This is a genomic window from Bacillus sp. SIMBA_026, from assembly GCF_046535335.1.
Lineage (GTDB): Bacteria > Bacillota > Bacilli > Bacillales > Bacillaceae > Bacillus > Bacillus velezensis.
The window spans coordinates 1,613,434-1,637,689 of sequence record NZ_JAWRWX010000001.1 but is presented as its reverse complement, the minus strand read 5'-3'; the positions used below and the strand labels follow the sequence as shown (position 1 = coordinate 1,637,689).

General features: G+C 45.3%; 28 protein-coding genes and 1 tRNA gene. 22 read left to right on the top strand and 7 right to left on the bottom strand.

Annotated elements, in window-relative coordinates; all coding sequences use genetic code 11:
- The first annotated feature begins 19 nt into the window (after positions 1–19).
- From sodA to pstB (SB847_RS07760), 8 genes are all read left to right on the top strand, one after another.
- Entirely contained in the window at positions 20–625 is a 606-nt protein-coding gene (gene sodA / locus SB847_RS07795) for a superoxide dismutase SodA (protein ID WP_003153025.1), read from the top strand.
- A gap of 119 nt (positions 626–744) precedes the next feature.
- Entirely contained in the window at positions 745–2,034 is a 1,290-nt protein-coding gene (locus SB847_RS07790; protein ID WP_007612614.1) for an MFS transporter, read from the top strand.
- 101 nt (positions 2,035–2,135) lie between these two features.
- Positions 2,136–4,283, top strand: a complete 2,148-nt coding sequence (pbpA, locus tag SB847_RS07785; protein ID WP_032873993.1) for a penicillin-binding protein 2A — start codon at positions 2,136–2,138, stop codon at positions 4,281–4,283.
- Positions 4,284–4,438: 155 nt separating this feature from the next.
- A complete protein-coding gene (locus tag SB847_RS07780; RefSeq protein ID WP_410561490.1) occupies positions 4,439–5,341 on the top strand; it encodes a phosphate ABC transporter substrate-binding protein in 903 nt (300 codons plus the stop codon).
- Between the two features lie 48 nt (positions 5,342–5,389).
- A complete protein-coding gene (gene pstC, locus SB847_RS07775; protein WP_012117997.1) occupies positions 5,390–6,319 on the top strand; it encodes a phosphate ABC transporter permease subunit PstC in 930 nt (309 codons plus the stop codon).
- Complete coding sequence (gene pstA / locus SB847_RS07770; RefSeq protein ID WP_007612597.1) at positions 6,319–7,203, top strand: phosphate ABC transporter permease PstA; 885 nt, start codon at positions 6,319–6,321, stop codon at positions 7,201–7,203. The genes pstC and pstA overlap by 1 nt, the downstream gene beginning before the upstream one ends.
- 18 nt (positions 7,204–7,221) lie before the next feature.
- A complete protein-coding gene (gene pstB, locus SB847_RS07765) occupies positions 7,222–8,028 on the top strand; it encodes a phosphate ABC transporter ATP-binding protein PstB (protein ID WP_410561492.1) in 807 nt (268 codons plus the stop codon).
- Between the two features lie 11 nt (positions 8,029–8,039).
- Complete coding sequence (pstB, locus tag SB847_RS07760; RefSeq protein WP_003153040.1) at positions 8,040–8,822, top strand: phosphate ABC transporter ATP-binding protein PstB; 783 nt, start codon at positions 8,040–8,042, stop codon at positions 8,820–8,822.
- Between the two features lie 99 nt (positions 8,823–8,921).
- On the opposite strand, the gene SB847_RS07755 is transcribed toward pstB (SB847_RS07760), so the two are convergent.
- Both SB847_RS07755 and SB847_RS07750 read right to left on the bottom strand, forming a co-directional pair.
- On the bottom strand, positions 8,922–9,386 hold the full coding sequence (locus tag SB847_RS07755; protein WP_007408308.1) for an endolytic transglycosylase MltG: 465 nt from the start codon (positions 9,384–9,386) through the stop codon (positions 8,922–8,924).
- Positions 9,383–9,736, bottom strand: coding sequence for a hypothetical protein (locus SB847_RS07750; RefSeq protein ID WP_003153047.1), 354 nt, complete (start codon positions 9,734–9,736; stop codon positions 9,383–9,385). Before SB847_RS07750 ends, SB847_RS07755 begins: the two co-directional genes overlap by 4 nt.
- Before the next feature lie 346 nt (positions 9,737–10,082).
- Here SB847_RS07750 and rpmG point away from each other — a divergent pair, with 346 nt between their 5' ends.
- From rpmG to SB847_RS07735, 3 genes are all read left to right on the top strand, one after another.
- Positions 10,083–10,232, top strand: coding sequence for a 50S ribosomal protein L33 (gene rpmG, locus SB847_RS07745; RefSeq protein ID WP_003153056.1), 150 nt, complete (start codon positions 10,083–10,085; stop codon positions 10,230–10,232).
- Between the two features lie 78 nt (positions 10,233–10,310).
- Complete coding sequence (locus SB847_RS07740; protein ID WP_088461127.1) at positions 10,311–10,865, top strand: 5-formyltetrahydrofolate cyclo-ligase; 555 nt, start codon at positions 10,311–10,313, stop codon at positions 10,863–10,865.
- A 70-nt stretch (positions 10,866–10,935) separates the two neighbouring features.
- Positions 10,936–11,109 (top strand): hypothetical protein, encoded by a 174-nt coding sequence (locus tag SB847_RS07735; RefSeq protein WP_007408311.1) that lies wholly within the window; start codon positions 10,936–10,938, stop codon positions 11,107–11,109.
- A gap of 75 nt (positions 11,110–11,184) precedes the next feature.
- On the opposite strand, the gene nhaC is transcribed toward SB847_RS07735, so the two are convergent.
- The gene (gene nhaC, locus SB847_RS07730) at positions 11,185–12,549 is read right to left on the bottom strand and encodes a Na+/H+ antiporter NhaC (RefSeq protein WP_308825945.1); all 1,365 of its coding nucleotides are present in this window, start codon (positions 12,547–12,549) and stop codon (positions 11,185–11,187) included.
- A 197-nt stretch (positions 12,550–12,746) separates the two neighbouring features.
- Between nhaC and SB847_RS07725 the strand changes: the two genes are divergently transcribed.
- The 5 genes from SB847_RS07725 (at position 12,747) to SB847_RS07705 (ending at position 16,592) form a co-directional block, all read left to right on the top strand.
- On the top strand, positions 12,747–12,956 hold the full coding sequence (locus tag SB847_RS07725; RefSeq protein ID WP_007612586.1) for a YqgQ family protein: 210 nt from the start codon (positions 12,747–12,749) through the stop codon (positions 12,954–12,956).
- A 34-nt stretch (positions 12,957–12,990) separates the two neighbouring features.
- Positions 12,991–13,953: a glucose kinase GlcK gene (glcK, locus tag SB847_RS07720; RefSeq protein WP_410577506.1), complete on the top strand. Its 963-nt coding sequence runs from the start codon at positions 12,991–12,993 to the stop codon at positions 13,951–13,953.
- An 81-nt stretch (positions 13,954–14,034) separates the two neighbouring features.
- Positions 14,035–15,162, top strand: a complete 1,128-nt coding sequence (locus SB847_RS07715) for a M14 family metallopeptidase (protein ID WP_410577505.1) — start codon at positions 14,035–14,037, stop codon at positions 15,160–15,162.
- A gap of 72 nt (positions 15,163–15,234) precedes the next feature.
- Complete coding sequence (locus tag SB847_RS07710) at positions 15,235–16,272, top strand: YqgU-like beta propeller domain-containing protein (protein WP_410561498.1); 1,038 nt, start codon at positions 15,235–15,237, stop codon at positions 16,270–16,272.
- A gap of 5 nt (positions 16,273–16,277) precedes the next feature.
- A complete protein-coding gene (locus SB847_RS07705) occupies positions 16,278–16,592 on the top strand; it encodes an MTH1187 family thiamine-binding protein (protein WP_003153073.1) in 315 nt (104 codons plus the stop codon).
- A 33-nt stretch (positions 16,593–16,625) separates the two neighbouring features.
- Here the strand turns inward: SB847_RS07705 and SB847_RS07700 are convergent, their stop codons facing one another.
- Positions 16,626–16,799, bottom strand: a complete 174-nt coding sequence (locus SB847_RS07700) for a DUF2759 domain-containing protein (RefSeq protein WP_003153076.1) — start codon at positions 16,797–16,799, stop codon at positions 16,626–16,628.
- A 154-nt stretch (positions 16,800–16,953) separates the two neighbouring features.
- Between SB847_RS07700 and SB847_RS07695 the strand changes: the two genes are divergently transcribed.
- Positions 16,954–17,592 (top strand): MBL fold metallo-hydrolase, encoded by a 639-nt coding sequence (locus SB847_RS07695; RefSeq protein WP_044802556.1) that lies wholly within the window; start codon positions 16,954–16,956, stop codon positions 17,590–17,592.
- 38 nt (positions 17,593–17,630) lie between these two features.
- Here the strand turns inward: SB847_RS07695 and SB847_RS07690 are convergent, their stop codons facing one another.
- Positions 17,631–17,876: a DUF2626 domain-containing protein gene (locus SB847_RS07690; protein ID WP_003153078.1), complete on the bottom strand. Its 246-nt coding sequence runs from the start codon at positions 17,874–17,876 to the stop codon at positions 17,631–17,633.
- 236 nt (positions 17,877–18,112) lie between these two features.
- On the opposite strand from SB847_RS07690, the gene SB847_RS07685 reads away from it, so the two are divergent.
- Positions 18,113–18,493 (top strand): Spx/MgsR family RNA polymerase-binding regulatory protein, encoded by a 381-nt coding sequence (locus SB847_RS07685; protein WP_003153079.1) that lies wholly within the window; start codon positions 18,113–18,115, stop codon positions 18,491–18,493.
- A gap of 63 nt (positions 18,494–18,556) precedes the next feature.
- Here the strand turns inward: SB847_RS07685 and SB847_RS07680 are convergent.
- Positions 18,557–18,627 (bottom strand) — tRNA-Gln (locus SB847_RS07680).
- Between the two features lie 71 nt (positions 18,628–18,698).
- Here SB847_RS07680 and SB847_RS07675 point away from each other — a divergent pair.
- On the top strand, positions 18,699–19,529 hold the full coding sequence (locus SB847_RS07675; protein WP_038459190.1) for an STAS domain-containing protein: 831 nt from the start codon (positions 18,699–18,701) through the stop codon (positions 19,527–19,529).
- 37 nt (positions 19,530–19,566) lie between these two features.
- Here the strand turns inward: SB847_RS07675 and SB847_RS07670 are convergent, their stop codons facing one another.
- Positions 19,567–20,868, bottom strand: coding sequence for a hemolysin family protein (locus SB847_RS07670; protein ID WP_346987923.1), 1,302 nt, complete (start codon positions 20,866–20,868; stop codon positions 19,567–19,569).
- A 145-nt stretch (positions 20,869–21,013) separates the two neighbouring features.
- Here SB847_RS07670 and SB847_RS07665 point away from each other — a divergent pair, with 145 nt between their 5' ends.
- The 3 genes from SB847_RS07665 to comGB all read left to right on the top strand — a co-directional run bounded on the left by SB847_RS07665 (position 21,014) and on the right by comGB (position 24,255).
- Entirely contained in the window at positions 21,014–21,964 is a 951-nt protein-coding gene (locus SB847_RS07665; protein WP_032874012.1) for a magnesium transporter CorA family protein, read from the top strand.
- 196 nt (positions 21,965–22,160) lie between these two features.
- Complete coding sequence (gene comGA, locus SB847_RS07660) at positions 22,161–23,231, top strand: competence type IV pilus ATPase ComGA (RefSeq protein ID WP_310527547.1); 1,071 nt, start codon at positions 22,161–22,163, stop codon at positions 23,229–23,231.
- On the top strand, positions 23,218–24,255 hold the full coding sequence (gene comGB / locus SB847_RS07655) for a competence type IV pilus assembly protein ComGB (protein WP_410577504.1): 1,038 nt from the start codon (positions 23,218–23,220) through the stop codon (positions 24,253–24,255). Before comGA ends, comGB begins: the two co-directional genes overlap by 14 nt.
- Position 24,256 lies beyond the last annotated feature (1 nt).

The following is a 24,256-nucleotide window of genomic DNA, read 5'->3' as shown; positions in this document are numbered from 1 at the left end:
TTTAAAGGAGGAAAAAATTATGGCTTACAAACTTCCAGAATTGCCTTACGCTTATGATGCTTTAGAACCTCATATCGATAAGGAAACGATGACGATTCACCATACGAAGCACCATAACACATACGTGACAAACCTCAACAAAGCGATCGAAGGATCAGCGCTTGCAGAGAAATCTGTAGATGAGCTTGTTGCTGATTTGAACGCAGTGCCGGAGGACATCCGCACGGCAGTCCGCAACAATGGCGGCGGACATGCAAACCACTCTTTATTCTGGACTCTTTTATCTCCGAACGGCGGAGGCGAACCGACTGGTGAGCTTGCTGAAGAGATCAAAAGCACGTTCGGAAGCTTCGATCAATTCAAAGAAAAATTCGCGGCAGCAGCTGCAGGCCGTTTCGGTTCAGGCTGGGCTTGGCTCGTTGTAAACAACGGCAAACTTGAAATTACAAGCACGCCAAACCAAGATTCACCGCTTTCAGAGGGTAAAACACCTGTTCTCGGTCTTGATGTTTGGGAGCACGCTTACTACCTGAACTACCAAAACCGCCGTCCTGATTACATTTCAGCTTTCTGGAATGTTGTGAACTGGGATGAAGTTGCCCGTCTTTACAGCGAAGCAAAATAATTGAGTTGAATGATCACAAGGTCTCCCGCGGGAGGCCTTGTTTTTTTATTGACTTTGATTCCTTTTACATATCTCAGTTTGAGTGAGACAAACTAATGTGTAGTAAAGGGGAGTCAATGATGAGCAAAATAAAAAAAATTATCGGCGACATCGAAATAAATAAAGGGCTGCTGCTGCTATTGACGATTGGCGGCCTTTACTCATTGGGCATCGCGCTGTCAAATACATTTGTCAACGTGTATTTGTGGAAGCAGTCGGGAAAATTTATTGATTTGGCCATATACAATTTGTCGGTCGTAACGATGCAGCCGATTACCTTTCTGCTGGCTGGCCGGCTGGCTAAAAAAATTGACAGGGTGTTTATTCTCAGGTTCGGCGTTATCTTTTTGGCCGCTTTTTATTTAAGTGTGCTGCTTGCAGGAGAAACTGCGGCTTCCCGTCTCGTTTTGATAGGGGCTGTGCTCGGAGTTGGATACGGCTTTTACTGGCTGGCTTTTAATGTGCTGACTTTCGAAATCACGGAACCGGAAACGAGAGATTTTTTTAACGGGTTTTTAGGCATTTTGTCTTCATCGGCGGGCATGATCGGTCCGATTGTGGCCGGATATGTCATTTCAAGACTTGAAAACAATACGGGTTATACAATCATTTTCAGCCTGTCGCTCGGCTTATTTGCCCTTGCCGTGGTCATGAGCTTTTTTCTGAAGCGGAGGGAGTCGAAAGGCCGGTTTATGCTGAAAAAAGTTTTTGATGAGCGCCACACGAATCTGAATTGGCGCCGGATTACCAACGCGCACTTTTTTCAAGGCTTGAGAGAAGGGATTTTTGTTTTTTTAATCAGCGTATTTGTATTCATTGCGACAAACAGTGAGCTGGCGCTCGGAACATTCGGCCTCGTCAATTCCGCGGTTTCTTTTTTTGCCTATTATTTTGCATCAAGGCTCATCAAAAAAAGAGCGCGGAAAAAGGCGATTCTTATCGGCGGATTGATCTTGTACGGCGCCCTGTTTCTCATCATTTTTAAAATGAGCTTCACGACGCTCCTTTTGTACGGAGTGTTTATTGCGATCGGCTATCCAGTTCTGCTCGTGCCGTATGTCTCGCTTACATATGATGTGATAGGCCGGGCGCGGCTTGCCAGAAAAGCCAGAATTGAATACATTGTGCTCAGGGAGTTATTTTTAAATGCGGGCCGGATCGTTTCCATCCTTTGTTTCCTTGTAATCGTTACATTATTCAAGGAAAAAGTGGGAATACCGGCGGCGCTCGTGCTGCTCGGAGCCGGCCATCCGCTGATTTATTACTTTATAAAAGACATCAAACTGGATACGGAAACTTCTGATGAAACAGTAGAAGAAGACCGACAAAAACAGGCGGCGGAACCGAATTTTATAAAAGGAGAAAGATAAAAGGGTTATCTGTAGAAAAATATCGAAAAAACCTTTAGAATGAAAAATGGCACCTGAACAGAAGGTGTCATTTCTTTCTGTAAATAAGAAAAGGTGATGTCATGAGGAGAAATAAAAAGAAAATAGCTGTAAACAAAGAAAAGAAAAAATCACTGCCGATCCGGCTTAATTTTTTGTTTTTGGCCGCGTTTCTTATTTTCACTTGGATTATCGTCGAGCTTGGCATCAAGCAGATCGTTCAGGGTGATGATTATAAAAACGCCGCCAATAAGCAGGAGGAGTCTGATGTCAGCACGGCGGTTCCGAGAGGGAAAATATACGACCGGAACCTAAATCCCATCGTAACGAATAAAGCATTAAATGCGATTACATATACACGTTCAGCCTCAACCACCCAGGCGCAGCGTTTAAAAATCGCAAAAAAACTGTCGGGTATGATTAAGGTAAGCACCAAAAAGGTGACTGAGCGGGATAAAAAAGACTATTGGATGTTAACGAGGCCTGATGAAGCGAAAAAACTGATTACGGCCGAAGAAAAGCAAAAAGCTGAAGACAAAAAACTGTCTGACGATGATTTATATCAGCTTCAGCTGAAACGCATCACAGACAAACAGCTGAATGAGCTCACTTCAAAAGACATGCAGATCCTTGCGATTAAAAGGCAGATGGATTCAGGCTACTCACTGACGCCTCAATACATCAAAAATGAAGGGGTGTCGGCAAAAGAAATGGCCGTCGTCAGCGAACATTTAGATGAACTGCCGGGGGTTGACGTGACGTCTGACTGGGAACGGTCTTATCCTTATAAAAGCCTGATCCGGACATTGCTCGGCAGTGTATCCAGTTCGAACGAAGGTCTTCCGTCCAACCTGCTGGATCACTATCTGTCACTCGGCTACAGCCGGAATGACAGGGTCGGAAAAAGCTATTTAGAATATCAATATGAAAGCCTGCTGCAGGGCCAAAAAGAGAAAGTGCAGAATTTAACCGACTCATCCGGAAATGTCACGGGCAGCAAAGTGATTTCAAAAGGACAGGCCGGCAAAGACCTTGTTTTATCCATTGATATGGACCTGCAGAAATCCGTTGAAAAAATCATTGAGAAAAATTTAAAATCGGCAAAAGCGAGACCGAGCACGAAGCTTCTTGACCGGGCCTTCGTCGTCATGATGAACCCGAAAAACGGAGAAGTGCTGACGATGGCCGGCAAACAGATTACGAATGACCATGGAAAGTACAAAATTAATGATTATGCCCTCGGCGCAATGACTTCCTCCTACGCAATGGGATCGGCGGTCAAAGGAGCGACGGTGTTGACCGGACTGCAGACGGGCGCGATTAATTTGAACACCGTTTTTCAGGATGAACCTATGTATTTCAAGGGAAGTAAAAACCCGAAAAAATCATGGACGAATTTAGGTCCCGTAGATATCGAAAAAGCGCTTCAGGAATCATCAAACGTGTTCATGTTCAAAACGGCGATTGCTGTCGGTAAAGGGGAGTACAAAAAAGGCCAGTCCCTGCCGCTTGATATGAAGGCATTCGATACTTTCAGATACTACTTCAATCAGTTCGGACTCGGAGTTAAGACGGGAATTGATCTCCCGAATGAAGCGACCGGGTACCAAGGATCACAGCGAATTTCCGGTCTTCTGTTAGACTTTGCCATCGGACAGTATGATACGTTTACACCGCTGCAAATGGCGCAGTATGTATCTACAATCGCCAATGGAGGCTATCGTTTGAAGCCTCAGCTTGTAAAAGAGGTCAGGCAGCCTGATTCGAAAAAAGGAATCGGAGCCGTTGTAGAGTCTGTTCAGCCCCAAGTACTGAACAAGATTGATATGAATAATGCAGATATTAAAGAAGTGCAGGCGGGTTTCAGACGCGTCATGACAAAAGGGACAGCCGCAACTGATTTTGCGACGGCGACATACAGTCCTGCCGGTAAAACGGGTACGGCGCAATCTTTCTATGACGGTCCGGACAAATCAGAGACGGGTGAAGGAACGTATAATACGACTCTTGTCGCTTATGCACCTGCGGATAATCCGGAAGTGGCTATTTCTGTAGTCGTTCCTTGGGCCTATATTGATTACAGCGATCGATATTCGATTACGAATGATATAGGGAGAGCAGCTCTGGACAAATACTTTGAGCTGAAAAAGAAACAAGAAGATAATAATACGAAGCAGAAAAACGAAGATAAAATTCAGGAAGACGCTGAAAACGGCAATACAAATCACTAACAGAAAAACGCTCACAACTTGTGAGCGTTTTTTTTATACAAAAAAACATCCGGATTTACAAAACCTTAACACTTGATTTATACGCATTTTACAAGAACCCTTTACTCTAGACCTGTAGGACAAATTACACATTAAATGCAGGGGGAATTCAGGAAATGAAAAAAAACAAATGGATGCTTATGCTTCTGATGGCTGCTGTTATGATTGTTGCTGCAGCATGCGGAAATGCAAAGGAAAGCGGCAAGACAGACAGTCAATCTGCAAGTGAGGATAAAAAAGCATCAGGTTCTTTAACCATTTCTGGTTCATCAGCCATGCAGCCGTTAGTACTGGCAGCGGCGGAAAAGTTTATGGAAAAACATCCGGATGCTGATGTGCAGGTGCAAGCGGGAGGTTCAGGAACAGGTCTTTCGCAAGTGTCTGAAGGGGCAGTGCAAATCGGCAACTCAGATGTCTTTGCTGAAGAAAAGGAAGGCATTGATGCAAAAGCCCTAAAAGACCACCGAGTAGCGGTAGTGGCGATGGCGGCTGCGGTCAACCCCGGTGCGGGCGTAAAGGATATAACCAAAAAACAGCTGACAGACGTCTTTACAGGCAAAATTAAAAACTGGAAAGAGCTTGGCGGTAAAGATCAAAAAATTACACTCGTGAACCGTCCTGATTCATCAGGAACACGCGCTACGTTCGTCAAATACGCGCTTGACGGAGCAGATCCTGCTGAGGGCATTACAGAGGATTCCTCCAATACAGTCAAAAAAATCATTGCGGAAACGCCGGGAGCTATCGGTTATCTGGCATTCTCTTATATAAACGATGACAAAGTAACGCCTTTATCGATCGGAGGCATCAAACCGGAAGAGAAAAACGTCATCACAGGCGAGTATCCGATTTGGGCTTACGAGCACTCTTATACGAAAGGTGAAGCGTCAAGCCTTACAAAAACGTTTCTTGACTATATGAACAGCGATGAAGTACAGAAAAGTATCGTAAAAGATCAAGGCTACATTCCGATCTCTGATATGAAAGTCACACGTGACGCAAACGGCAAGCAAAGCTGAGGGGAGGGCGGGCTCCCCGCCTCTTCTTCTTTATAGGAGTGTAAACAAATGATAAATCACAGAGAAAAAGAGTCTGTAAGCGAACGCTTAATAAGCTCAAAACAAAACAGGCAAATGGATGAAGTCCGCGGAAGGGTGATTGTGTCTGTGTGTGCCGCGATTATCATTGCGGCATCAGCGGCGATCACAATCTTTCTCGGCATAAAGGGGCTGCAATCTTTTTTTGTAAATGGTGTAAGCCCGATTGAGTTCTTAACAAGTCTGAATTGGAATCCAACCCAGGCAAAACCTGAGTTCGGCGCGCTGCCTTTTATTTTCGGATCATTTGCGGTCACGGTTCTGTCGGCTCTGATCGCAGCGCCCCTCGGTATTGCGGGTGCCGTGTTTATGACGGAAATTGCGCCGACTTGGGGGAAAAAGGTGCTGCAGCCGGTAATTGAGCTGCTTGTCGGCATTCCGTCCGTCGTTTATGGATTCATAGGTCTTACAGTATTGGTTCCGTTTATCGGCTCTTTTAAATCAAGCGGAACGGGTCACAGCCTTCTGGCGGGGACGATCGTACTCTCGGTAATGATTCTGCCGACTGTTACATCGATTTCCGCTGATGCGCTTGCGTCACTTCCGAAACATCTTCGCGACGGTTCATACGCGCTTGGTGCGACGAGGTGGCAGACAATCAGAAAGGTGCTTATCCCGGCGGCGTTTCCGACATTGCTGACCGCCGTCGTGCTCGGGATGGCAAGAGCGTTCGGAGAAGCACTCGCCGTACAGATGGTTATCGGAAATACAAAGCTTCTGCCGGAAAGCCTGCTTGATACGGCGGGAACATTAACGACGATTATTACGTTAAACATGGGCCATACCACATACGGCAGTATTGAAAATAATACGTTATGGTCTATGGGGCTTGTTCTTCTCATCATGTCGTTTCTGTTTATATTGCTCATACGCTACTTGTCATCTAGGAGGAAAGTGTAATGAACCGGAAAATAACGGATAAATTGGCCACCGGTGTATTCGGGTTATGCGCCGCTGTAATCGCGGCGATTTTGGCAGGATTGTTTTTGTACATTCTTATTCACGGCGTCTCTGAAATCTCCTTGCATTTTCTTACGTCAAAATCGAGCGCCATTGCGTCAGGCGGCGGAATACGGGATCAGCTTTTTAACTCCTTTTACATTCTGTTTATCACCATGCTGATCACGATACCGCTTGGTGTGGGGGGCGGCGTCTTTATGGCTGAATATGCGCCCCAAAATAAAATCACCGATTTTATCAGAACGTGTATTGAGGTGCTGTCTTCGCTTCCGTCCATTGTCATCGGGATGTTCGGCATGCTGATGTTTGTAAACCTGACCGGATGGGGCTACACGATTATCGGAGGCGCGCTCGCATTAACGGTCTTTAACCTTCCCGTTATGGTCCGGGTGACAGAAGGCGCGCTCACTGCAGTTCCTAAGGAGCTGAAAGAAGCTTCTCTCGCTTTAGGCGTATCGAGATGGCATACCGTCAAAACGGTGCTGATTCCGAGTGCGATTCCTTCGATTTTAACCGGAGCCATTCTCGCATCAGGAAGAGTATTCGGAGAAGCGGCCGCATTGTTATTTACAGCGGGACTGACAACGCCGCGGCTGAATTTTACCGATTTAAACCCGTTTTCTGAAGCATCTCCTTTCAACATTTTCAGGCCGGCTGAGACGCTGGCGGTTCATATATGGAGTGTCAATACGCAGGGAATCATCCCTGACGCCGAAGCGATTGCAAACGGCGGCTCGGCGGTGCTGGTGATTTCGGTGCTCTTGTTTAACCTTTGTGCAAGATGGCTCGGATCTGTCATTTATAAAAAGCTTACGGCAAATTAATCGGAAAGAGGCGAAAACATGATTGATCACATCATCAGGGAACATGCGGAACAGACAAAGCGTTCGCCGGAGTCTTCGATTTTGGAAGTGAAGCATCTATCAATTTATTACGGTGAAAAACAAGCGGTTAAAGATGTAAACATGGATATTGAAAAACATGCGGTGACGGCTCTGATCGGTCCGTCCGGCTGCGGGAAATCAACATTTTTGAGACAGATTAACAGAATGAACGATGCCATTCCTTCGGCAAGAAGCGAGGGAGAGATCCTTTATGAAGGGCTGAATATTTTGGGGGAAGCGATTAATGTCGTGTCTCTCAGACGGGAGATCGGTATGGTGTTTCAAAAACCGAATCCATTCCCGAAATCCATTTACAATAACATCACACATGCGCTGAAGTATGCGGGTGAACGCAGAAAAGCCGTTTTGGATGATGCAGTCGAAGAAAGCTTAACGAAGGCTGTGCTTTGGGATGAAGTCAAAGACCGGCTTCATTCATCGGCTCTGTCGTTATCAGGCGGCCAGCAGCAGCGCCTTTGCATCGCCCGTACGCTTGCGATGAAACCTGCCGTACTTCTTTTAGATGAACCCGCTTCAGCTCTGGACCCTATTTCAAACGCCAGAATCGAGACGCTTTTGACAGAACTGAAAAAAGATTATTCGATTATTATCGTTACGCACAACATGCAGCAGGCGCTTAGGGTGTCTGACCGAACGGCTTTCTTTTTAAACGGGGAAGTGGTGGAATACGGGCAGACAGAACAAATTTTTACGAGTCCTAAAGCGCAAAAGACAGATGATTACATTAACGGAAAGTTCGGATAGGGGGAAGGACTGTGAGCCTTGTGAAGGAAGCGGTGCACACACAGAATTTATTTGATATTCACGGCATGAACGTATGGTACGGAGCCCATCAGGCTTTAAAAGACATTACGATCGGTTTTGAGGAGCGGAAGGTAACTGCGATCATCGGTCCGTCCGGCTGCGGGAAATCCACTTTTATTAAAACATTAAACTTAATGCTGCAAATGGCCCCGAATGTCAAAGTGACAGGCGACATGATCTATAACGGGCGCAATCTGCTGAAAGAAAAGACGGATGCGGCAGAATTAAGAAAACAGATCGGTATGGTGTTTCAAAAAGGCAATCCGTTTCCCCAGTCGATATTTGAGAATGTCGTGTACGGTCCGAGAATTCACGGCGAAAAAAATAAAAAGAAACTGCTTGAAATCGCCGAGGAATCTTTAAAGGCAGCTGCGCTCTGGGATGAAGTGAAAGACCGCCTTCACCAGCAGGCGCTTTCACTGTCAGGCGGTCAGCAGCAGCGGCTGTGCATCGCAAGGGCGCTCGCTACAAAACCGGACGTCCTTCTGATGGATGAACCGACGTCTGCTCTTGATCCCGTGTCCACGCGGAAAATAGAAGAGCTGATTTTGACATTGAAAGAAAAGTATACAATCGTCATTGTGACGCACAACATGCAGCAGGCTGCGAGGGTCTCTGATCAAACCGCGTTTTTCTATATGGGCGAACTGGTAGAGTGGGGCGATACGGGCAAAATATTTTCTCAGCCGGATCATCAAAAAACACATGATTATATCACCGGAAAATTCGGATGAAAAAAACGGGCCCGGCCATTGACCGGGTCCGTTTTATACTGTCTATTAAAAAAGCCTGCCGGCCGTATCCATCTGAATGGACGATGCCTGCAAGCTTTTTTAGCGGGTTAATGTTTTGACGATTTTTTTAAAGCTCATATCTGAGTCGACTTTGAAATGGCCGGCGCGGATTTCTTTATGGTAGCCTGCGTCAATGACGTAATCATTAAAGTCCTTCGCTGAAGGAATAATCCCTTCTTTTTCAAGAATGGATGACACATCAGCAGTGCTCATTCCGTCTTTAATCGTCAGTTTGTATGTTACTTTTTTCTTTTTGGCGTCTGTGTTTTGGTCGTTGTTTAACGATTTTTCTTTAGAATCAAGCAGTTTTTGATAGTCATCCCGGTTGACGGAGACTTTTTGCTGATCGTCGAGGTAGCTGTTTACTTCTTTTTCTGTCAATGCTGTTTTTTCGGTTTTAACGGCGGCTGCCTGGTCATGGTCAGTCAAGTAGAAGACAGCGGCGAGGACGGCCGTCGCTAAAATCATGCCTGCTGCAAAAGCCTGAATGCCCCGTTTTGTCATACGAGCACCTTCTCATTATCTTTAATAATGGTATTGACGTCCTCGACAGACACGTGCTCCGCTTTTGCGATGGCTTCCGCAGACATTCCGTTGTTATATTTTGAAATGATTTGTTTGGCGATTTTTTGATTAATGCCGCTGCTTTTGGCTTTGCGGATCACGAGGTTGGTTTCCAGCAATTCTTCTTCAAGCACCGTCATTTTCTTTTTCAGCTTGTAAATTTCCTGCATGGCGGAAAGCTGAAGCGTTTCAAGCTCCTGTTCTACATCTTTCATCGGATCTCTTTGAGAATATGAGAATGCAATAAGCGCTATACTGACGATAAACAACGCAATAATAGCAATTTCCACGTTTCATCACCTTCTATTATTAATTTGCCCTTCTTTTTTATACCATAAAACGCCGCCATTCTAAAGGAAATAGAGAAAAAAACGGAATTTTGTCGGGAAATCTTTTTTATTCGGGGAGCAAACGGTTATTTCTCTATAGATTTCGCATCTTAAAGCCCTTTTTTGTCCTGTTTCGTCATATTTTCCCTTCATCTGACGCAAGCTCATTCAGAGGATCAGAAGCATAAACTGATGTTTTCTGCACTTAAACAACATTTCATGTAAATCACTCTAGCATTCCGTCCATTATAGTGGTATTATATATAAGTCTGAATAAGTAAATGATATTTAGTTTGGAGGGAAAATAATGCGCGTTAATATTACTTTGGCTTGCACTGAATGTGGTGAGCGTAACTATATTTCTAAAAAGAACAAACGCAACAATCCGGACCGCGTTGAATTTAAAAAATATTGCCCACGTGATAAAAAATCTACGTTACACCGTGAAACAAAATAAGCTGTTTAAAACGGCGGAAAAAGCTGGAGCTTTCAATAAAGTTCTGGCTTTTTTGTCTTTCAGGGAGGTTTGAGAAACGTGAAAGCACAAATCAGAACCGATATAAAAGCAAAGCTTTCTGACATGACAGAAAGTGAATGGGAGAAAAAATGCCGCAGCATGCGTGAAACGCTGTTTTCTTTAAAAGAATGGAAACAGGCCCGCGTGATCGCCGTTACCATCTCGACACGCTTGGAAATTCCGACACGGCCGATTATTGAACAGGCCTGGAATGAGAAAAAACAAGTCTGTATCCCAAAATGCTTTCCGCAGACGGGAGCGATGGAGTTCCGTACATTTTCTGCGTATGATCAGCTGGAAACCGTATATGCGGGCCTCAGTGAACCGATCGAGAGCCTGACGGAAAAAGCCGCCCAAAATGACATTGACCTTGTGATTGTGCCCGGCGTGGCTTTTGACCGGGAAGGCTTCAGAATCGGATACGGCGGAGGATATTATGATCGGTACCTGTCCGGTTATAAAGGCCGTACCGTGTCGCTTCTCTTTGACTGCCAGCTGACAGACCGCATTCCCCGCATGCCCCACGATATTCCGGTCGATATGATCGTGACTGAATCTGAAACCATCGCTTAATCGCATAAAAAACTTCTTGCACCGGAATAATTCTCGCTGTTTGACAAACGATAGGGGCAGGAGGGATAAGATGAAAAAATTGTTGATCTACTCATTATGCGCCGTATCTGTTTTAGCCGTTTACCAAAACCGCTATCGTCTGATGAACAGCGTGCTCAGCCAGCCGGGGATCAGACGGTCATTCATTCATTTCTTTTTAAAAATACCGTTTATCAGAAACAAATTCATTCAGCAGGCATTTTAAACAAATCCCGTTTTTCAGCGGGATTTTTTGCATAAGAAAACCTGCCGGTAAAAAACGGCAGGTTTTCTCGTATTGTCAGCTTTTTTTCAGGAAACCGATCAGAATTGAGATCATAGGAGAAATGTACAGGAAAAAGGTAAACGGCAGGTAGTCGATGACGGAAACCCCTAGTGCGCTTGCCATAAAAGCGCCGCTTACTCCCCAGGGAATCAGCGGGTTGATCAATGTTCCGCCGTCCTCAAGCGACCGCGCGAGGTGAATCCGCTTAATGCTGAGCCTGTCATATAAAGGTTTATAAGATTGACCCGGAATTAAAATCGACAAGTACTGCTCACCTGTCGCAAGGTTTACGCCTATACTTGAGAAGACGGTCGCCATGACAAGACGTCCTTTCGTATGCACGCCTTTTATCAATCCTTGAAGCAGCGCCGCGATCAGGCCCGTTTTTTCCATCAGGCCGCCGAGCGCAAAGGCGATCATGATCAGAGAGACTGAACCCATCATCGATTGGAGCCCGCCTCTGTTGATAATGCTGGCCACAGCCTGGTCGCCGGTTTTAAACGCCGTCCCGCTTTGCAGGGCGGATATAAATCCTTGAATGCTGCTGTCAGGAATAAAAACAGCAGTCAGAAGCCCTGCGGAAATAATACCGGCGGTAAGCACCGGAATCACGGAAACCCGTCTCACAGCTAAAATGATCACCAACAGAGGTGAAAGAAGCGACCAAGGCGTAACGTGCACGGCCTCTTTCATTCCGGAAATGACAGCCTCAATATTTTGCGTTGAAGCGGCATTTATTGAAACCGATGAACCGAGAATATAAAAAAGAACAATCGTGATCAGCAGTGCCGGAACGGTAGTGCCCATCATATGGCGAATATGCTTAAAAATCGGAATTTCGCCGATTCCGGCGGCAAAATTCGTCGTGTCGGACATCGGTGACATTTTATCACCGAAACAAGCCCCGCAAATGACTGCTCCCGCCGTCCATTCGAGCGGAACTCCCGCCGCGCTTGCTACCCCTAACAGCGCGACGCCGATTGTACTGACAGTTGTCAGACTTGAGCCGACAAGCGTGCTGATGATCATGCAGGAAAATAATGCGGTCAAAAGCAGCTGACTCGGCTGTATAATTGACAAAGCGTAAACGGTGACGGTGGGAATGGCGCCGCTGTACATCCAGGCGCCGATCAGCACACCGATCAAAGCCAGCACGATAATCGGCTGCACACCGTTTTTCAATCCGCTGACAATTCCTTTTTCAAGACTGTCCCACGAGAAACCGAGCCACAAACCTGCCAGAGACAGAATAATGACGCAAAAGAACAGCGGCATATGCGGCTCTGTATGAAAGAAAAACAGGCAGGACATAATGACTGCTAACATCAAGACAAATAAACTGATGGCTGAGATGAACGTCAGCCTTTTTTCTTGTTTCAAAACAACACCCCATCAAACTTTAATCCTTTTGTGCTTTTGGGCACGAAAGTATTGTAACAGAAAAACGCATAAATGAGTGTTTTTTTACAATTATGAATATACAATTTATGAAAATGACACAAGGATATTTTCTCCAATCGTTTTTTGCTTGACGCCCGGATCAGTGATGAAATACGCTTATATTAAGAAGAATAGAAATGGTGAAGCAGATGAATTCATTTTATGACGTGCAGCAGCTGTTTAAGTCATTCGGACATATCGTTTATTTCGGTGACAGGCAAGCCGAAATTGACTTTATGAAAGATGAATTAAAGGAAATGTACTTGTCAAACGTGATTGAAAGAGAATTATGGCAAAAAGCCGCCGGTGTTCTTCAGAGAGAATCGGAGCGGATCAAAGGCAGATAACACAGCAGGATTTTAATAAGAAAAGGAGATTATTATGGAAGATACATGGTTTGCGGGGATTGATCTTGGCGGGACAACCATCAAGCTGGCCTTCATCAACATGTACGGTGAAATTCAGCATAAATGGGAAGTTCCGACCGATAAATCAGGAAACACAATTACGGTCACGATCGCTAAAGCGCTTGATCAGAAGCTGGAAGAACTGAACAAGCCGAAACGGATCGTAAAATGGATCGGAATGGGAGCGCCCGGACCCGTGGAAATGGCGACGGGAGTGGTCTATGAGACGACAAATATGGGGTGGAAAAACTATCCGCTGAAAGACCATCTCGAGGCGGAAACGGGTATTCCGGCCGTCATTGAAAACGATGCCAATATCGCGGCGCTCGGAGAAATGTGGAAGGGTGCAGGTGACGGGGCCAAAGATGTCATTTTAGTGACGCTCGGAACCGGAGTCGGCGGAGGCATCATCGTCAACGGAGAAATCGTTCACGGTAAAAACGGGGCCGGCGGAGAAATCGGTCATATTTGCAGTATTCCGGAAGGAGGAGCTCCGTGCAACTGTGGAAAATCCGGCTGCATCGAAACGATTGCGTCCGCAACAGGCATCGTCCGCATCGCGAAAGAAAAGCTTGCGGCGGTTTCCGACTCTTCGCTCTTAGAAGTGGATGATTTGACGGCACGTGACGTGTTCGAAGCGGCTAAACAGCAGGATAAGACAGCGCTTGAAGTCGTCGATTATGTCGCAAAACATTTAGGCCTCGTGCTCGGAAATCTGGCAAGCGCCATGAACCCGACGAAAATCGTGCTCGGCGGAGGGGTCTCTAAAGCGGGTGAAATCCTGCGGTCAAAAGTGGAAGAGACTTTCAAAATCACCGCGTTCCCGCGTTCTGCGGAAGCGGCCGATATTTCGATTGCGGCACTTGGAAATGACGCCGGAGTCATCGGCGGGGCGTGGATTGCCAAAAATGAATGGCTCAAACATCAAAACTGTTGAAGAAAGTCTGCCTGCCCATATCGCGGGCGGCTTTCTTTTTTTATCTCCCCTGTCATATAGTTTTTAAAAAGGGGGATGAACATGGCGGGAATTCGTGTCAAACCTGAATTGAAACAGCATATGACAGATATTGCAAAGGTGCTTTCAATTGATGAAAAACTGTTGAAAGCCGCTGATAAAACGGCGGAAAACGATGAATTATTTTGTCCCGGCTTTGCCGTGAGCGGGCAGTCAGAGGGTCCGCCGCTTGAGACGCTGAGCGGGCTTTCGCGATACATCCGGCACTGTGAAAGGATTCTTTCCGCTGATCAATGGGTGAAGGAAGAAAAGGTGTACGGCTCCCAATCGGTTTATGAAGAAATTGAGAAAATAACGGATGTCTTTCCGTTTGTCACATGCCGTAAAATCGGCAGTTCCGTATTGGGAAAGCCGCTATATGAGCTGAAAATAGGTGCGGATATGGCCGAAAGAAAAGTCCATGTAAACGCCTCATTTCATGCCAATGAATGGATCACCACCTCGGTCGCGCTTAAATGGTATAAAGAATATTGCGCGGCATTATGCGAAAATAAAACCGTTTTCAGGCACTCTGCGCTTGATATATTCAGCCGGACATCATTGTCATTCGTTCCGCTCGTAAATCCCGACGGGGTTGATCTCGTACTTTACGGATGTGGAGATTTATCAGAAAAAAATGAATTTCTTCATCAATTAAATGAGCACCGCCCGGATTTCCGCGAATGGAAGGCGAATATAAACGGTGTGGATTTAAATAAACATTTCCCATCCAATTGGGATATTGAACAGAGGCGCAAACCGAAAGCCCCTTCATACCGTGATTTTCCGGGGACGGCGCCGCTCACTGAACCGGAGGCGCAGGCGATGCACCGGCTGATAACGGAACAGCCGCCTGACAGGCTGATCGCGCTTCATACGCAGGGAGAAGAGATTTATTGGGGATACGAAGGATGTGAACCGGAGCAATCATCCCGGATGATTCGGGAGTTTGAAGCGATAAGCGGAAACCGCTATCAAGGCGTTAAAACCATTGACAGCCATGCCGGTTTTAGGGATTGGTTTATACAGCAGTATGGAAAAGAGGGCTATACCATTGAGCTCGGGAAGGGAAAAAACCCTTTGCCTTTTCATCAGTTTGCTGATATTTATCAAGCGACGGAAGGTATTTTGTGGAGGTCGCTTGTTTTTTGAGACATCTGTGAAATTTCTCATTTGTTTACATAAACAAATATGGGACAATAGAAAAGAATGGAGGGAAGGCTGGTGAGATACTTGGTTTGTGTTCTGCTGTCCGCATTCGTTCTGTGTTTAGCGGCCTGTGAACCATCTCATCAGCAGCAAGACACAGGCGTTTCGGAAAAATCGGCAGAACAGAAAATCGTTCCGCTCAGTAAAAAGGAAGCGGAGAAAACGGAAGGATGGCTGGATAACAGAACGATCCTGTATACAGCACATCATCAGCTGATGAAATATGATCTTTTCAGCGGAAAATCCGAACGGCTCTATGAAACAAAGGGCAATATTGTCAATGTAAAGATCAGCCGGAAAAAACAGCTGATTCTCGTACAGGTGACAAGCAAAGGTCAGACTGAGCTTGTGCTTATGAACAAGCAGGGGAAAAGACTTTATCACAAAGCCTTTAACTCTTATGAGCTGGAGACGGCTTGGAATCCGTATGACCCGTATCAAATGATGATTACCGTTTTTACTGAAACATGGGACTTCACAGCCTATACGGCCGATATGAACAACGGCATTTTAAAAAAGAGTCCCGTTCAGGCCCCTTTTGTCCATTGGACTTCCACTGATGAATTCCAATATATCAAGCAAGGAAAAACGGAGGAAGAGGGTCCTTTATATTCTTATGACTTGCAGACAAAAAAAGAAAAAAGAGTGCTTCATCACGTCATCTGGGCCGATTCCCGCCCGGGCATGACGATTGCCGTCAGACAAACGGAGCAATCGGACGGAGACGGCGAGTTCCTTTTCCAAAAGCCGGCATCCGTGACACACCGCTTTCCTCTCCAAGAAAAGTATGAGAGCTTTGCGCCGATGGAATATGATTACGATCAGACACACAAGCGGTTTTACATATTCAAGCCTGAAGGCCGCTCTTACAATCTGATCAGCTTTGACTTAGGAGACGAACGGGAGCGGACGGTGCTCAAAAACACGGAAATGGAGCCGATTCAGATCTCTCCGAACGGGGAATACGCTTTATACGGCTTTACGTATGACCGTCTGATTTCACTGAAAACAGGCCTGACAGAACCAATCATAACAAATGAAAAAGGAGTTTGAACCAAATGGCAATTGCAGATGTGACAATCATTCCGATCGGAACAAAAACACCTAGCGTCAGTGAGTACGTAGCGGATGTGCAAAACATTTTGGAGGGTTACAAAGCTGCCGGCAAAATCAAATTTCAGCTTACGCCGATGAACACGTTGATTGAAGGTGAGCTGAGCGACTTATTCGCAGTCATTCAGGACATTCACGAAGCCCCGTTCCAAAAAGGGCTGCACAGAGTGGCGACAAATATCCGCATTGATGACAGACGTGATAAAGAAACGACGCTGGAGAGCAAAATCAAAAGTGTCAGCAAACATTTGCAGCAATAAAAAAATAAGCCTGTATCCATTGGATACAGGCTTTTAATGTGCAGTCGGATAGCCGCTGGTTACAACAGTCATTACGGTAAACCAGCCAAACACGCCCAGCGTGGCGGCGGCTAACAAAAATCCCAGGATATTTCTCTGTCTGACAGCCCGCAGGACTCCTAATACAGCTAATAATGCGACAAGGCCGAAGATTACAACAAGTAACATGATGCTCCTCCTTTGTCATTGGAACCTGAAAATCTTTCCATTTCATTTTAACCGTTTTCATTTTGTTTGTCGATAGCGTTTTCCCGGACGCATTCATTGAATCTTCCGCAGAAAACCTTCATAATAAGGGCATATACATAAAGAGGTGATGAAAGTGAAATGGAGACGAATGCCGGCCGGTCCGATTCAGGCAAACGCGTATTTTCTTGTCAGTGAGGATCAGTCCTGTCTTATTTTTGATCCGGGCGGGGAAGCGGACAAAATCAACAATTACATAAAAGAAAACAATCTGAAGCCGCTGGCCATCTTACTGACGCACGCTCATTTTGACCATATCGGCGCGCTTGATGAAGTAAGAGACAGATGGGATGTTCCCGTATATCTTCACAAAAATGAAGAAAAGTGGCTGGAGGACTCTTCCTTAAACGGATCAGGCATATTGCGGGGCATCGCCGTAACGGCACGGCCCGCCGAACGGCTGATTGAAGGCGACGGCATATTGGACATCGGACCTTTCCATTTGGAGACATTGTTCACGCCGGGACATTCACCGGGAAGCGTTTCTTATTATGTGAAGGACGCTGATCTGGTGATTTCAGGTGATGTGCTTTTTCAGGGAGGCATCGGCCGAACTGATTTACACGGCGGAAGTCAGGACTTATTGCTTGATTCCATTCATCAAAAACTGCTCACACTTCCCGGACATACACTTGTATTAAGCGGGCACGGGCCGGAAACGGATATCCAGACAGAGCAGGAGCGAAACCCGTTTATCAATGGTTTTTCACTGTAAATGAAAAAAGACAGACCATAATGGTCTGTCTTTTTCTGTCAGTGGGTTCCGCCGCCCGGTGTCATAATAAAAATAGAGTAATATGTAAATCCGGCGAAAAATACGGTTAAGTAAGCTCCGAAAATATAAATATACATCCGCTCAGTCAGATTCAAATAAGAAAGAAATACGAAAAAGATCGTCTGTCCAAAAAACAAAAGTGAAGCGTCTTTCATGCCCCCTAAAAAAAACATGACTGCAAATATCCCCGTCCAAAATCCTAACACCCGGAACATGCGATTCATTCCTTATCCCCTCCCGAGAGTCTATCTGAAGTTTATTATAATAGATCGGCACTCAAAATGTAAACATTTTCATGATTATATTTATTGTGGAATTTATGTCTTTCCCTGTGTTTTATATCTTATGCCGCTCTCTGAAAAAGATCCGAAAAATCTTTTTGAAATATGTTTAATGAAAAAAAGTTCAGGGTACTTATGTTAACAAAGAGACGGATTATCCGAGGGAGGAATTTTTAAAAATGAAAGAACTTATTTTTTATTCATACCCGAGCTGCACATCATGCCGAAAAACGAAACATTGGTTAAAAGCCCACAATGTTGACTTTCAAGAGCGCCATCTATTCAGGGAGACACCGACAATTGATGAATTGAAGCAGATCCTATCATTAACGACCGAAGGAATTGATGAAATATTGGCGACGAGAAGCCAAACATTTAAAAATCTCAACCTGAACATTGAAGAAATGACTGTAAATGAAGTGCTGAAGCTTTTGACTGAGAAGCCGAAACTGCTGCGGCGTCCGATTCTGATCGATCGCAATAAGCTCGTTATCGGATACAATCCAGGGGAACTGATGAAGCTGACGAAGAAAAAAACGGTACATCAATCTGTATCATAAGAGAAAAACGAAGATCCGCTGATCAAATTTATCAGCTAATCTTCGTTTTTTGCGGTTGCGGGACTGGGCTAGCTGGATTCGAACCAACGATCACGGAGTCAAAGTCCATTGCCTTACCGCTTGGCTATAGCCCATCGGATGTAATTACAGTATGTGCGTCAGGCGCCGATTTATACATACAAAGGAATTTGAATGGAGGAGACCTGTGAAACATTTGAATGAAACATTATCTCGAACCTTAATTGAAGAATCAGGTGAAATCACACGCCAGTGGCTGCTCATACCAAAATCGGGGCGGCCTTCAGATGATCAGAAAGCGGAAATGCAGCACCGTCTGTTAATTGAAATCGTTGCCGGCATTCTATCGGAAAAAGACGGCGGGGAAGAGGAGCTGACAAAATGGGCGCTTCAGTTCGCAAGGGACCGGGCCGTCCATGAAGTACCGGTCTATGAAAGCGTCACGAGCTTTAAAGAATTCCGGAGATTGGTCTGGAACCGCATACAGACATGCTGTGAAACGATGTCTGAGAAGCCTGGGGCGAATGCGGTATTCCAATGGGGAGAGAAGCTGAACAAAGCAATTGACCATATGATTGAAGTATTTACAGAGGAATATTATAAAGTGACGGTTACACAATTAAACGCCCAAAAAGAAATGATTAACGAACTAAGCGCGCCGATTATGCCGATTGCCGACGGTATTGGAATTTTGCCGCTCGTCGGCGAAATTGACACCTACCGGGCAAAAATGATTTTGGAATCGGTGCTTGATCAATGTTCTTCACTCCGTCTTTCTTATTTATTTTTAGATATATCAGGTGTGCCGATTGTGGATACGATGGTCGCTTATCAGATTTTTAAAGTGATTGACAGCACAAAACTTCTTGGCATAGAAACGACAATCTCAGGCATCAGGCCGGAAATCGCGCAGACCGTCGTGAAGCTCGGAATCGATTTTTCTCAGGTGAAAACGGAGCAGAGTCTGGCGAAAGCACTGGCAAAAAACGGATTTATCGTAAAAGAATCATTAAGATGATAAAAAGCTGAATGGCCGGGAGGGATTTCTCCCTCAGCTATTCAGCTTTGTCAGCTTCAATCGTAATGATATGATGGCTGTCGATTTCTTTTACCGTAAATGTGTAGCCTTCAAAATCAATGGTGCTCCCGGGCTTCGCGTCAATATGCTGAGTAAGAAACCAGCCCCCGAGTGTATCGACTTGATCAGCCGTAATCTCTGTTCCGAGTAAATCATTGACGTCACTGATCAGCAATTTGGCGTTCAGGAGATAGCGGTTCTTCCCAAGCTTTTGAACGGAAGGTGTTTCGTCCGTATCAAATTCGTCGCGGATTTCGCCGACGATCTCTTCAATGATATCTTCCGCCGTTACTAATCCCGCGGTTCCGCCGTACTCATCAATGAGAATAGCCATATGGGCGTGTTCCCGCTGCATTTTAACGAATAATTGATAAATCGGAATCGTCTCTATCACATGGATTGCCGGCTGGATGTAAGGGCTGAGTTCGTGTTTTGTAAACGCCGCTCCTTCTGACAGGAATCTGAATAAAACTTCTTTTATATTGATGATGCCGACTACATGATCTTTATCTCCTTTTACTACAGGATACCGGGTATATTTATTTGTTTTGATAATGTCCCGGAGCATATGTCCCGATCCGCTGTCTAACGGCAGGCTCACCATTTCATTCCGGGGCACCATAATTTCTTTGGCAGTGCGCTTATCAAATGTAAAAATGTTATTTACGTAATGGAGCTCGCTTTTTTTGATCATGCCGCTTCGATAGCTTTCGGCAAGGAGCACCCGCAATTCCTCTTCCGTATAAGCCATTTCATGTTCGGAAGCAGGCTTCAAGCCGAACATGGCTGTAATCAGGCGGGCGGAATGATTGAGCAGCCAGATGAACGGAAACATTAACTTATAAAACAAAATCATCGGTCTGGCAGACAAAAGTGTAATCCGCTCGGCTTTTTGGATAGCAAAACTTTTCGGGGCGAGTTCGCCGATGACGACATTCACATATGTAACCAGCAGAAAGGCGATGATCAATGACAGGACTTGGGCAACCGCTTCGTGAACTCCGGTCTTTAAAAACAACGGCTGAAGCATTGCTTTGACTGTCGGTTCACCCAGCCAGCCGATTCCCAAAGCGGTGACGGTGATACCCAATTGGCACGCCGATAAATATTCATCGAGGTGTGTAATGACATGCTTGGCTGCTTTTGCTCCTTTTACATCTTCCTCAATGAGCTGATTAATGCGGGAGCGCCTTGCTTTAACGATTGAAAACTCTATGGCGACAAAACACGCCGTTAATAAAATAAATAGTACGATGGCAGATAGTTTGATGATATACAATGTAACGCCTTCCGCGAAGGAAGGCTTGCACCTCCCTTTTTTCGGAATAATACCACTGTAGAAAGCTGCTCAAACATCGAACCTGGTTTAGCCTGCTTCATTTACGGTAATAAAACAAGAAAGCGATACTGGAGGATGACAAGAGATGAAGGTACATTCGGGAGCGGACTGGCTGTGGTACCAGCTCGGTCCGCATGAAAAAACGGAAGCGAAAAAAATGATCCATCACAATCACTGGCCGCAATGCGAAAAGTGGTTTGAACATGAAAATCATATAAACTTTCTGCGCTCAGATACAAATGATCAGAATAATGAAGCGGTTTTCGGTTCTTTAATCTATCATCAAGGATTAGATGATGAAAAAAACCATACCGTATTTCACTTTTATATTACGAGAGAATTCTTTTTTACAATTAATTTTGATTTTTCGCTGCTGCGCGGTGTAAAAGAAAAGCATGCCACACAGCAGATTCAAACCTGTGAAAATCCGATTGAAGGCTTTTTTGTTCTGCTGGGAGAGCTGATGAATTCATATCTGATCGGACTGGATGAATTTGAAGTCAAGCAGCGGACGCTGAAATGGCAGATTCATGATGACAACAGCAAAGGAATCTTGGAAAATGTGCATAAACTGCGCCATGAGCTGTTCATTTGGAAAGGCCTTACACTGGGGGCTAAAAAAGTGGAAATGGCTTTAAAAGAAGCTTTTCTCCCGAAAAATGACAGGCAGAAAGATTACCTGAGAGCTCATCAAAAGATGGAAAGAGGAATTACATATATCAATGAGTTTGATCAGGAATTGAGCAATCTGCTGCACGCCGAGGAAGTCATTACCTCCCAAAGAGGAAATGAAATTGTGAAAGCCTTGACGATCTTTACAACTCTCTTTACACCGATGACGGCGCTTGGAGCTCTCTGGGGGATGAACTTTGATAACATGCCGGAGCTTCATTGGAAATATGCGTATATTTGTTCCATCGTGCTCATTATTGTATCAACCCTGCTGATTTATATTTATCTGCGGCAGAAAGGCTGGACAGGGGACATTTTGAGGGAGCATCAAAAAAAATATTTGCGGAAAGAAAAGAAACGCTAAGAAGAGCAGGCAAACGCCTGCTTTTTTTGATGGCTGGCTGAAAATGGCCGAATGGTTCCCGATTTCATTCGGTAAATCAAAGTCAGGGGGCTTATTATTTATTTTTTTACGTTTTACACACTGTAAAACGCATAATCTCTCCTTTGCCGGATTTTGTGTATCTGATTTACAATACGTGCGGAAGGAGGGAAGTCTTGTGAAAAATATTGAAACATACAGCAGGAACATCATAAACGAGGCCTATACGGCAAGGGCTTCAGATATACACATTGTGCCGAGAGAAAAGGATGCTTTCATTCATTTTCGCATCGGCCATGCTCTTGTGAAAAAAAGAGTCTTAAAAAAAGAGGAATGCGTAAGGCTTATTTCTCATTTTAAGTTTTTATCGGCCATGGATATAGGAGAAAGACGTAAGCCGCAAAACGGGTCATTGTCTCTGCCGCTTCCGGCGGAAACCGTTCATTTGAGAATGTCAACCTTGCCGACAATGAATGATGAAAGTCTTGTCATCAGGCTTTTGCCTAAGCGGCAGATTCCCCCTCTGGATAAATTGTCCTTATTTCGGGGGGCGGGCGCCGCATTATTGTCCTTTCTGAAGCATTCGCACGGCCTGCTTCTGTTTACCGGCCCCACCGGATCTGGAAAAACGACCACTCTTTACTCGCTTGTCAACTATGCAAAAAGGCATTTCAACCGGCGTATTGTCACGCTTGAAGACCCCGTAGAAACAAGAGATGAGGATGTGTTGCAAGTTCAGGTGAATGAAAAAGCCGGAGTCACATATTCCGCCGGTTTAAAAGCGATTTTAAGACATGATCCCGATATGATCATCTTAGGGGAAATCAGGGATGCCGAGACGGCTGAAATCGCAGTCCGCGCGGCCATGACGGGACACCTCGTTCTTTCAAGCCTGCATACAAGAGATGCTAAGGGCGCCATATACAGGCTGCTGGAGTTCGGCGTGAACATGACAGAAATTGAACAAACCGTCATTGCCATTGCCGCTCAGCGTCTGGTTGATTTAACATGTCCGTTCTGCAAAGAGGAAAACTGTTCCGTGTACTGCCGGATGTACAGGGAGACACGCCGTGCGGGCATTTATGAATTGCTCTACGGGAAAAACCTCACCCAATGCTTTCAGGAAGCAAAGGGAGAGCACGCCAATTTTCAATATCAGACGCTCCGCAGGCTGATCAGAAAAGGAATCGCGCTCGGCTATGTCACGACCGACAATTACGATCGGTGGGTGTATCATGAAGCGGATTAAACGAACCTGGCCGTTGAAGGATCAAGCGGCTTTTTTGAAAAGGCTCGGTGAAATGACGGAAAAAGGATACAGTCTGATTGAAGGGCTAAGACTGCTGAAACTCCAGCTGCATAAACGTCAGCTTGCAGAGCTGACGGACGGAATCCGCCGGCTGAGGGAAGGTGATGCGTTTTACCAAGTGCTTGAGGCACTGTCTTTTCATAAAGAAGCCGTCTCTATCTGCTATTTCGCTGAGAAACACGGGGAATTGCCGGGGGCGATGAAACAAAGCGGCGACTTGTTACAGAGAAAGCTCATGCAGACGAATCAAATCAAAAAAATGCTCCGGTATCCGATGTTTTTAATATCTTCCGTCTGTGTCATGTTTTATATCCTGCAAAGTTTAATTATTCCGCAGTTTTCTGGGATTTATCAATCAATGAATATGAATACATCCGGTGCGACTGCTTTCATCTTTGCGTTTTTTCGGCATTTTCATGAAGCCTGCGCACTGGCGCTGTCCGCCGCTTTCTGCTTGTTTTTGTACGTTTGGTTCTTATGTAAGAAAAAATCCCCGCAAGATAAAATGCTGATTGTTGTGAAAATACCCCTCATAGGAAAAGCGGCCGTTCTTTTTAACAGCTACTTTTTCTCTTTACAGCTCAGCAGTCTTCTGAAATCCGGCCTTTCTATCTATGACAGCTTAACAGCTTTTAAAGAACAATCTTTTCTGCCTTTTTATCGTGAAGAAGCAGAGATGCTCATTACACGTCTGAAAGCCGGAGAAACCATAGAATCCGCTCTTTCCGGGCATCCGTGTTATGAAAAAGATCTTGCGGCTGCAGTCAGCCACGGACAGGCAAACGGCCTGCTTCACCGCGAACTTTATACTTACAGCCAGTTTATGATGGAGCGTCTTGAACAAAACGCGGCGAAGTATACCGGCATTCTCCAGCCTGTCATTTACGGTGTTGTGGCCGGTATGATTTTAATTGTCTACATGTCAATGCTGATGCCGATGTACCAGATGATGAACCAAATGTAAG

Bases quoted from the DNA above. Each gene is read 5' to 3' on its own strand.
- sodA (WP_003153025.1), top strand. From the start codon at position 20: ATGGCTTACAAACTTCCAGAATTGCCTTACGCTTATGATGCTTTAGAA.
- SB847_RS07790 (WP_007612614.1), top strand. From the start codon at position 745: ATGAGCAAAATAAAAAAAATTATCGGCGACATCGAAATAAATAAAGGG.
- pbpA (WP_032873993.1), top strand. From the start codon at position 2,136: ATGAGGAGAAATAAAAAGAAAATAGCTGTAAACAAAGAAAAGAAAAAA.
- SB847_RS07780 (WP_410561490.1), top strand. From the start codon at position 4,439: ATGAAAAAAAACAAATGGATGCTTATGCTTCTGATGGCTGCTGTTATG.
- pstC (WP_012117997.1), top strand. From the start codon at position 5,390: ATGATAAATCACAGAGAAAAAGAGTCTGTAAGCGAACGCTTAATAAGC.
- pstA (WP_007612597.1), top strand. From the start codon at position 6,319: ATGAACCGGAAAATAACGGATAAATTGGCCACCGGTGTATTCGGGTTA.
- pstB (WP_410561492.1), top strand. From the start codon at position 7,222: ATGATTGATCACATCATCAGGGAACATGCGGAACAGACAAAGCGTTCG.
- SB847_RS07755 (WP_007408308.1), bottom strand. From the start codon at position 9,386: ATGACAAAACGGGGCATTCAGGCTTTTGCAGCAGGCATGATTTTAGCG.
- rpmG (WP_003153056.1), top strand. From the start codon at position 10,083: ATGCGCGTTAATATTACTTTGGCTTGCACTGAATGTGGTGAGCGTAAC.
- SB847_RS07735 (WP_007408311.1), top strand. From the start codon at position 10,936: ATGAAAAAATTGTTGATCTACTCATTATGCGCCGTATCTGTTTTAGCC.
- SB847_RS07725 (WP_007612586.1), top strand. From the start codon at position 12,747: ATGGTGAAGCAGATGAATTCATTTTATGACGTGCAGCAGCTGTTTAAG.
- glcK (WP_410577506.1), top strand. From the start codon at position 12,991: ATGGAAGATACATGGTTTGCGGGGATTGATCTTGGCGGGACAACCATC.
- SB847_RS07715 (WP_410577505.1), top strand. From the start codon at position 14,035: ATGGCGGGAATTCGTGTCAAACCTGAATTGAAACAGCATATGACAGAT.
- SB847_RS07705 (WP_003153073.1), top strand. From the start codon at position 16,278: ATGGCAATTGCAGATGTGACAATCATTCCGATCGGAACAAAAACACCT.
- SB847_RS07700 (WP_003153076.1), bottom strand. From the start codon at position 16,799: ATGTTACTTGTTGTAATCTTCGGCCTTGTCGCATTATTAGCTGTATTA.
- SB847_RS07690 (WP_003153078.1), bottom strand. From the start codon at position 17,876: ATGAATCGCATGTTCCGGGTGTTAGGATTTTGGACGGGGATATTTGCA.
- SB847_RS07685 (WP_003153079.1), top strand. From the start codon at position 18,113: ATGAAAGAACTTATTTTTTATTCATACCCGAGCTGCACATCATGCCGA.
- SB847_RS07665 (WP_032874012.1), top strand. From the start codon at position 21,014: ATGAAGGTACATTCGGGAGCGGACTGGCTGTGGTACCAGCTCGGTCCG.
- comGB (WP_410577504.1), top strand. From the start codon at position 23,218: ATGAAGCGGATTAAACGAACCTGGCCGTTGAAGGATCAAGCGGCTTTT.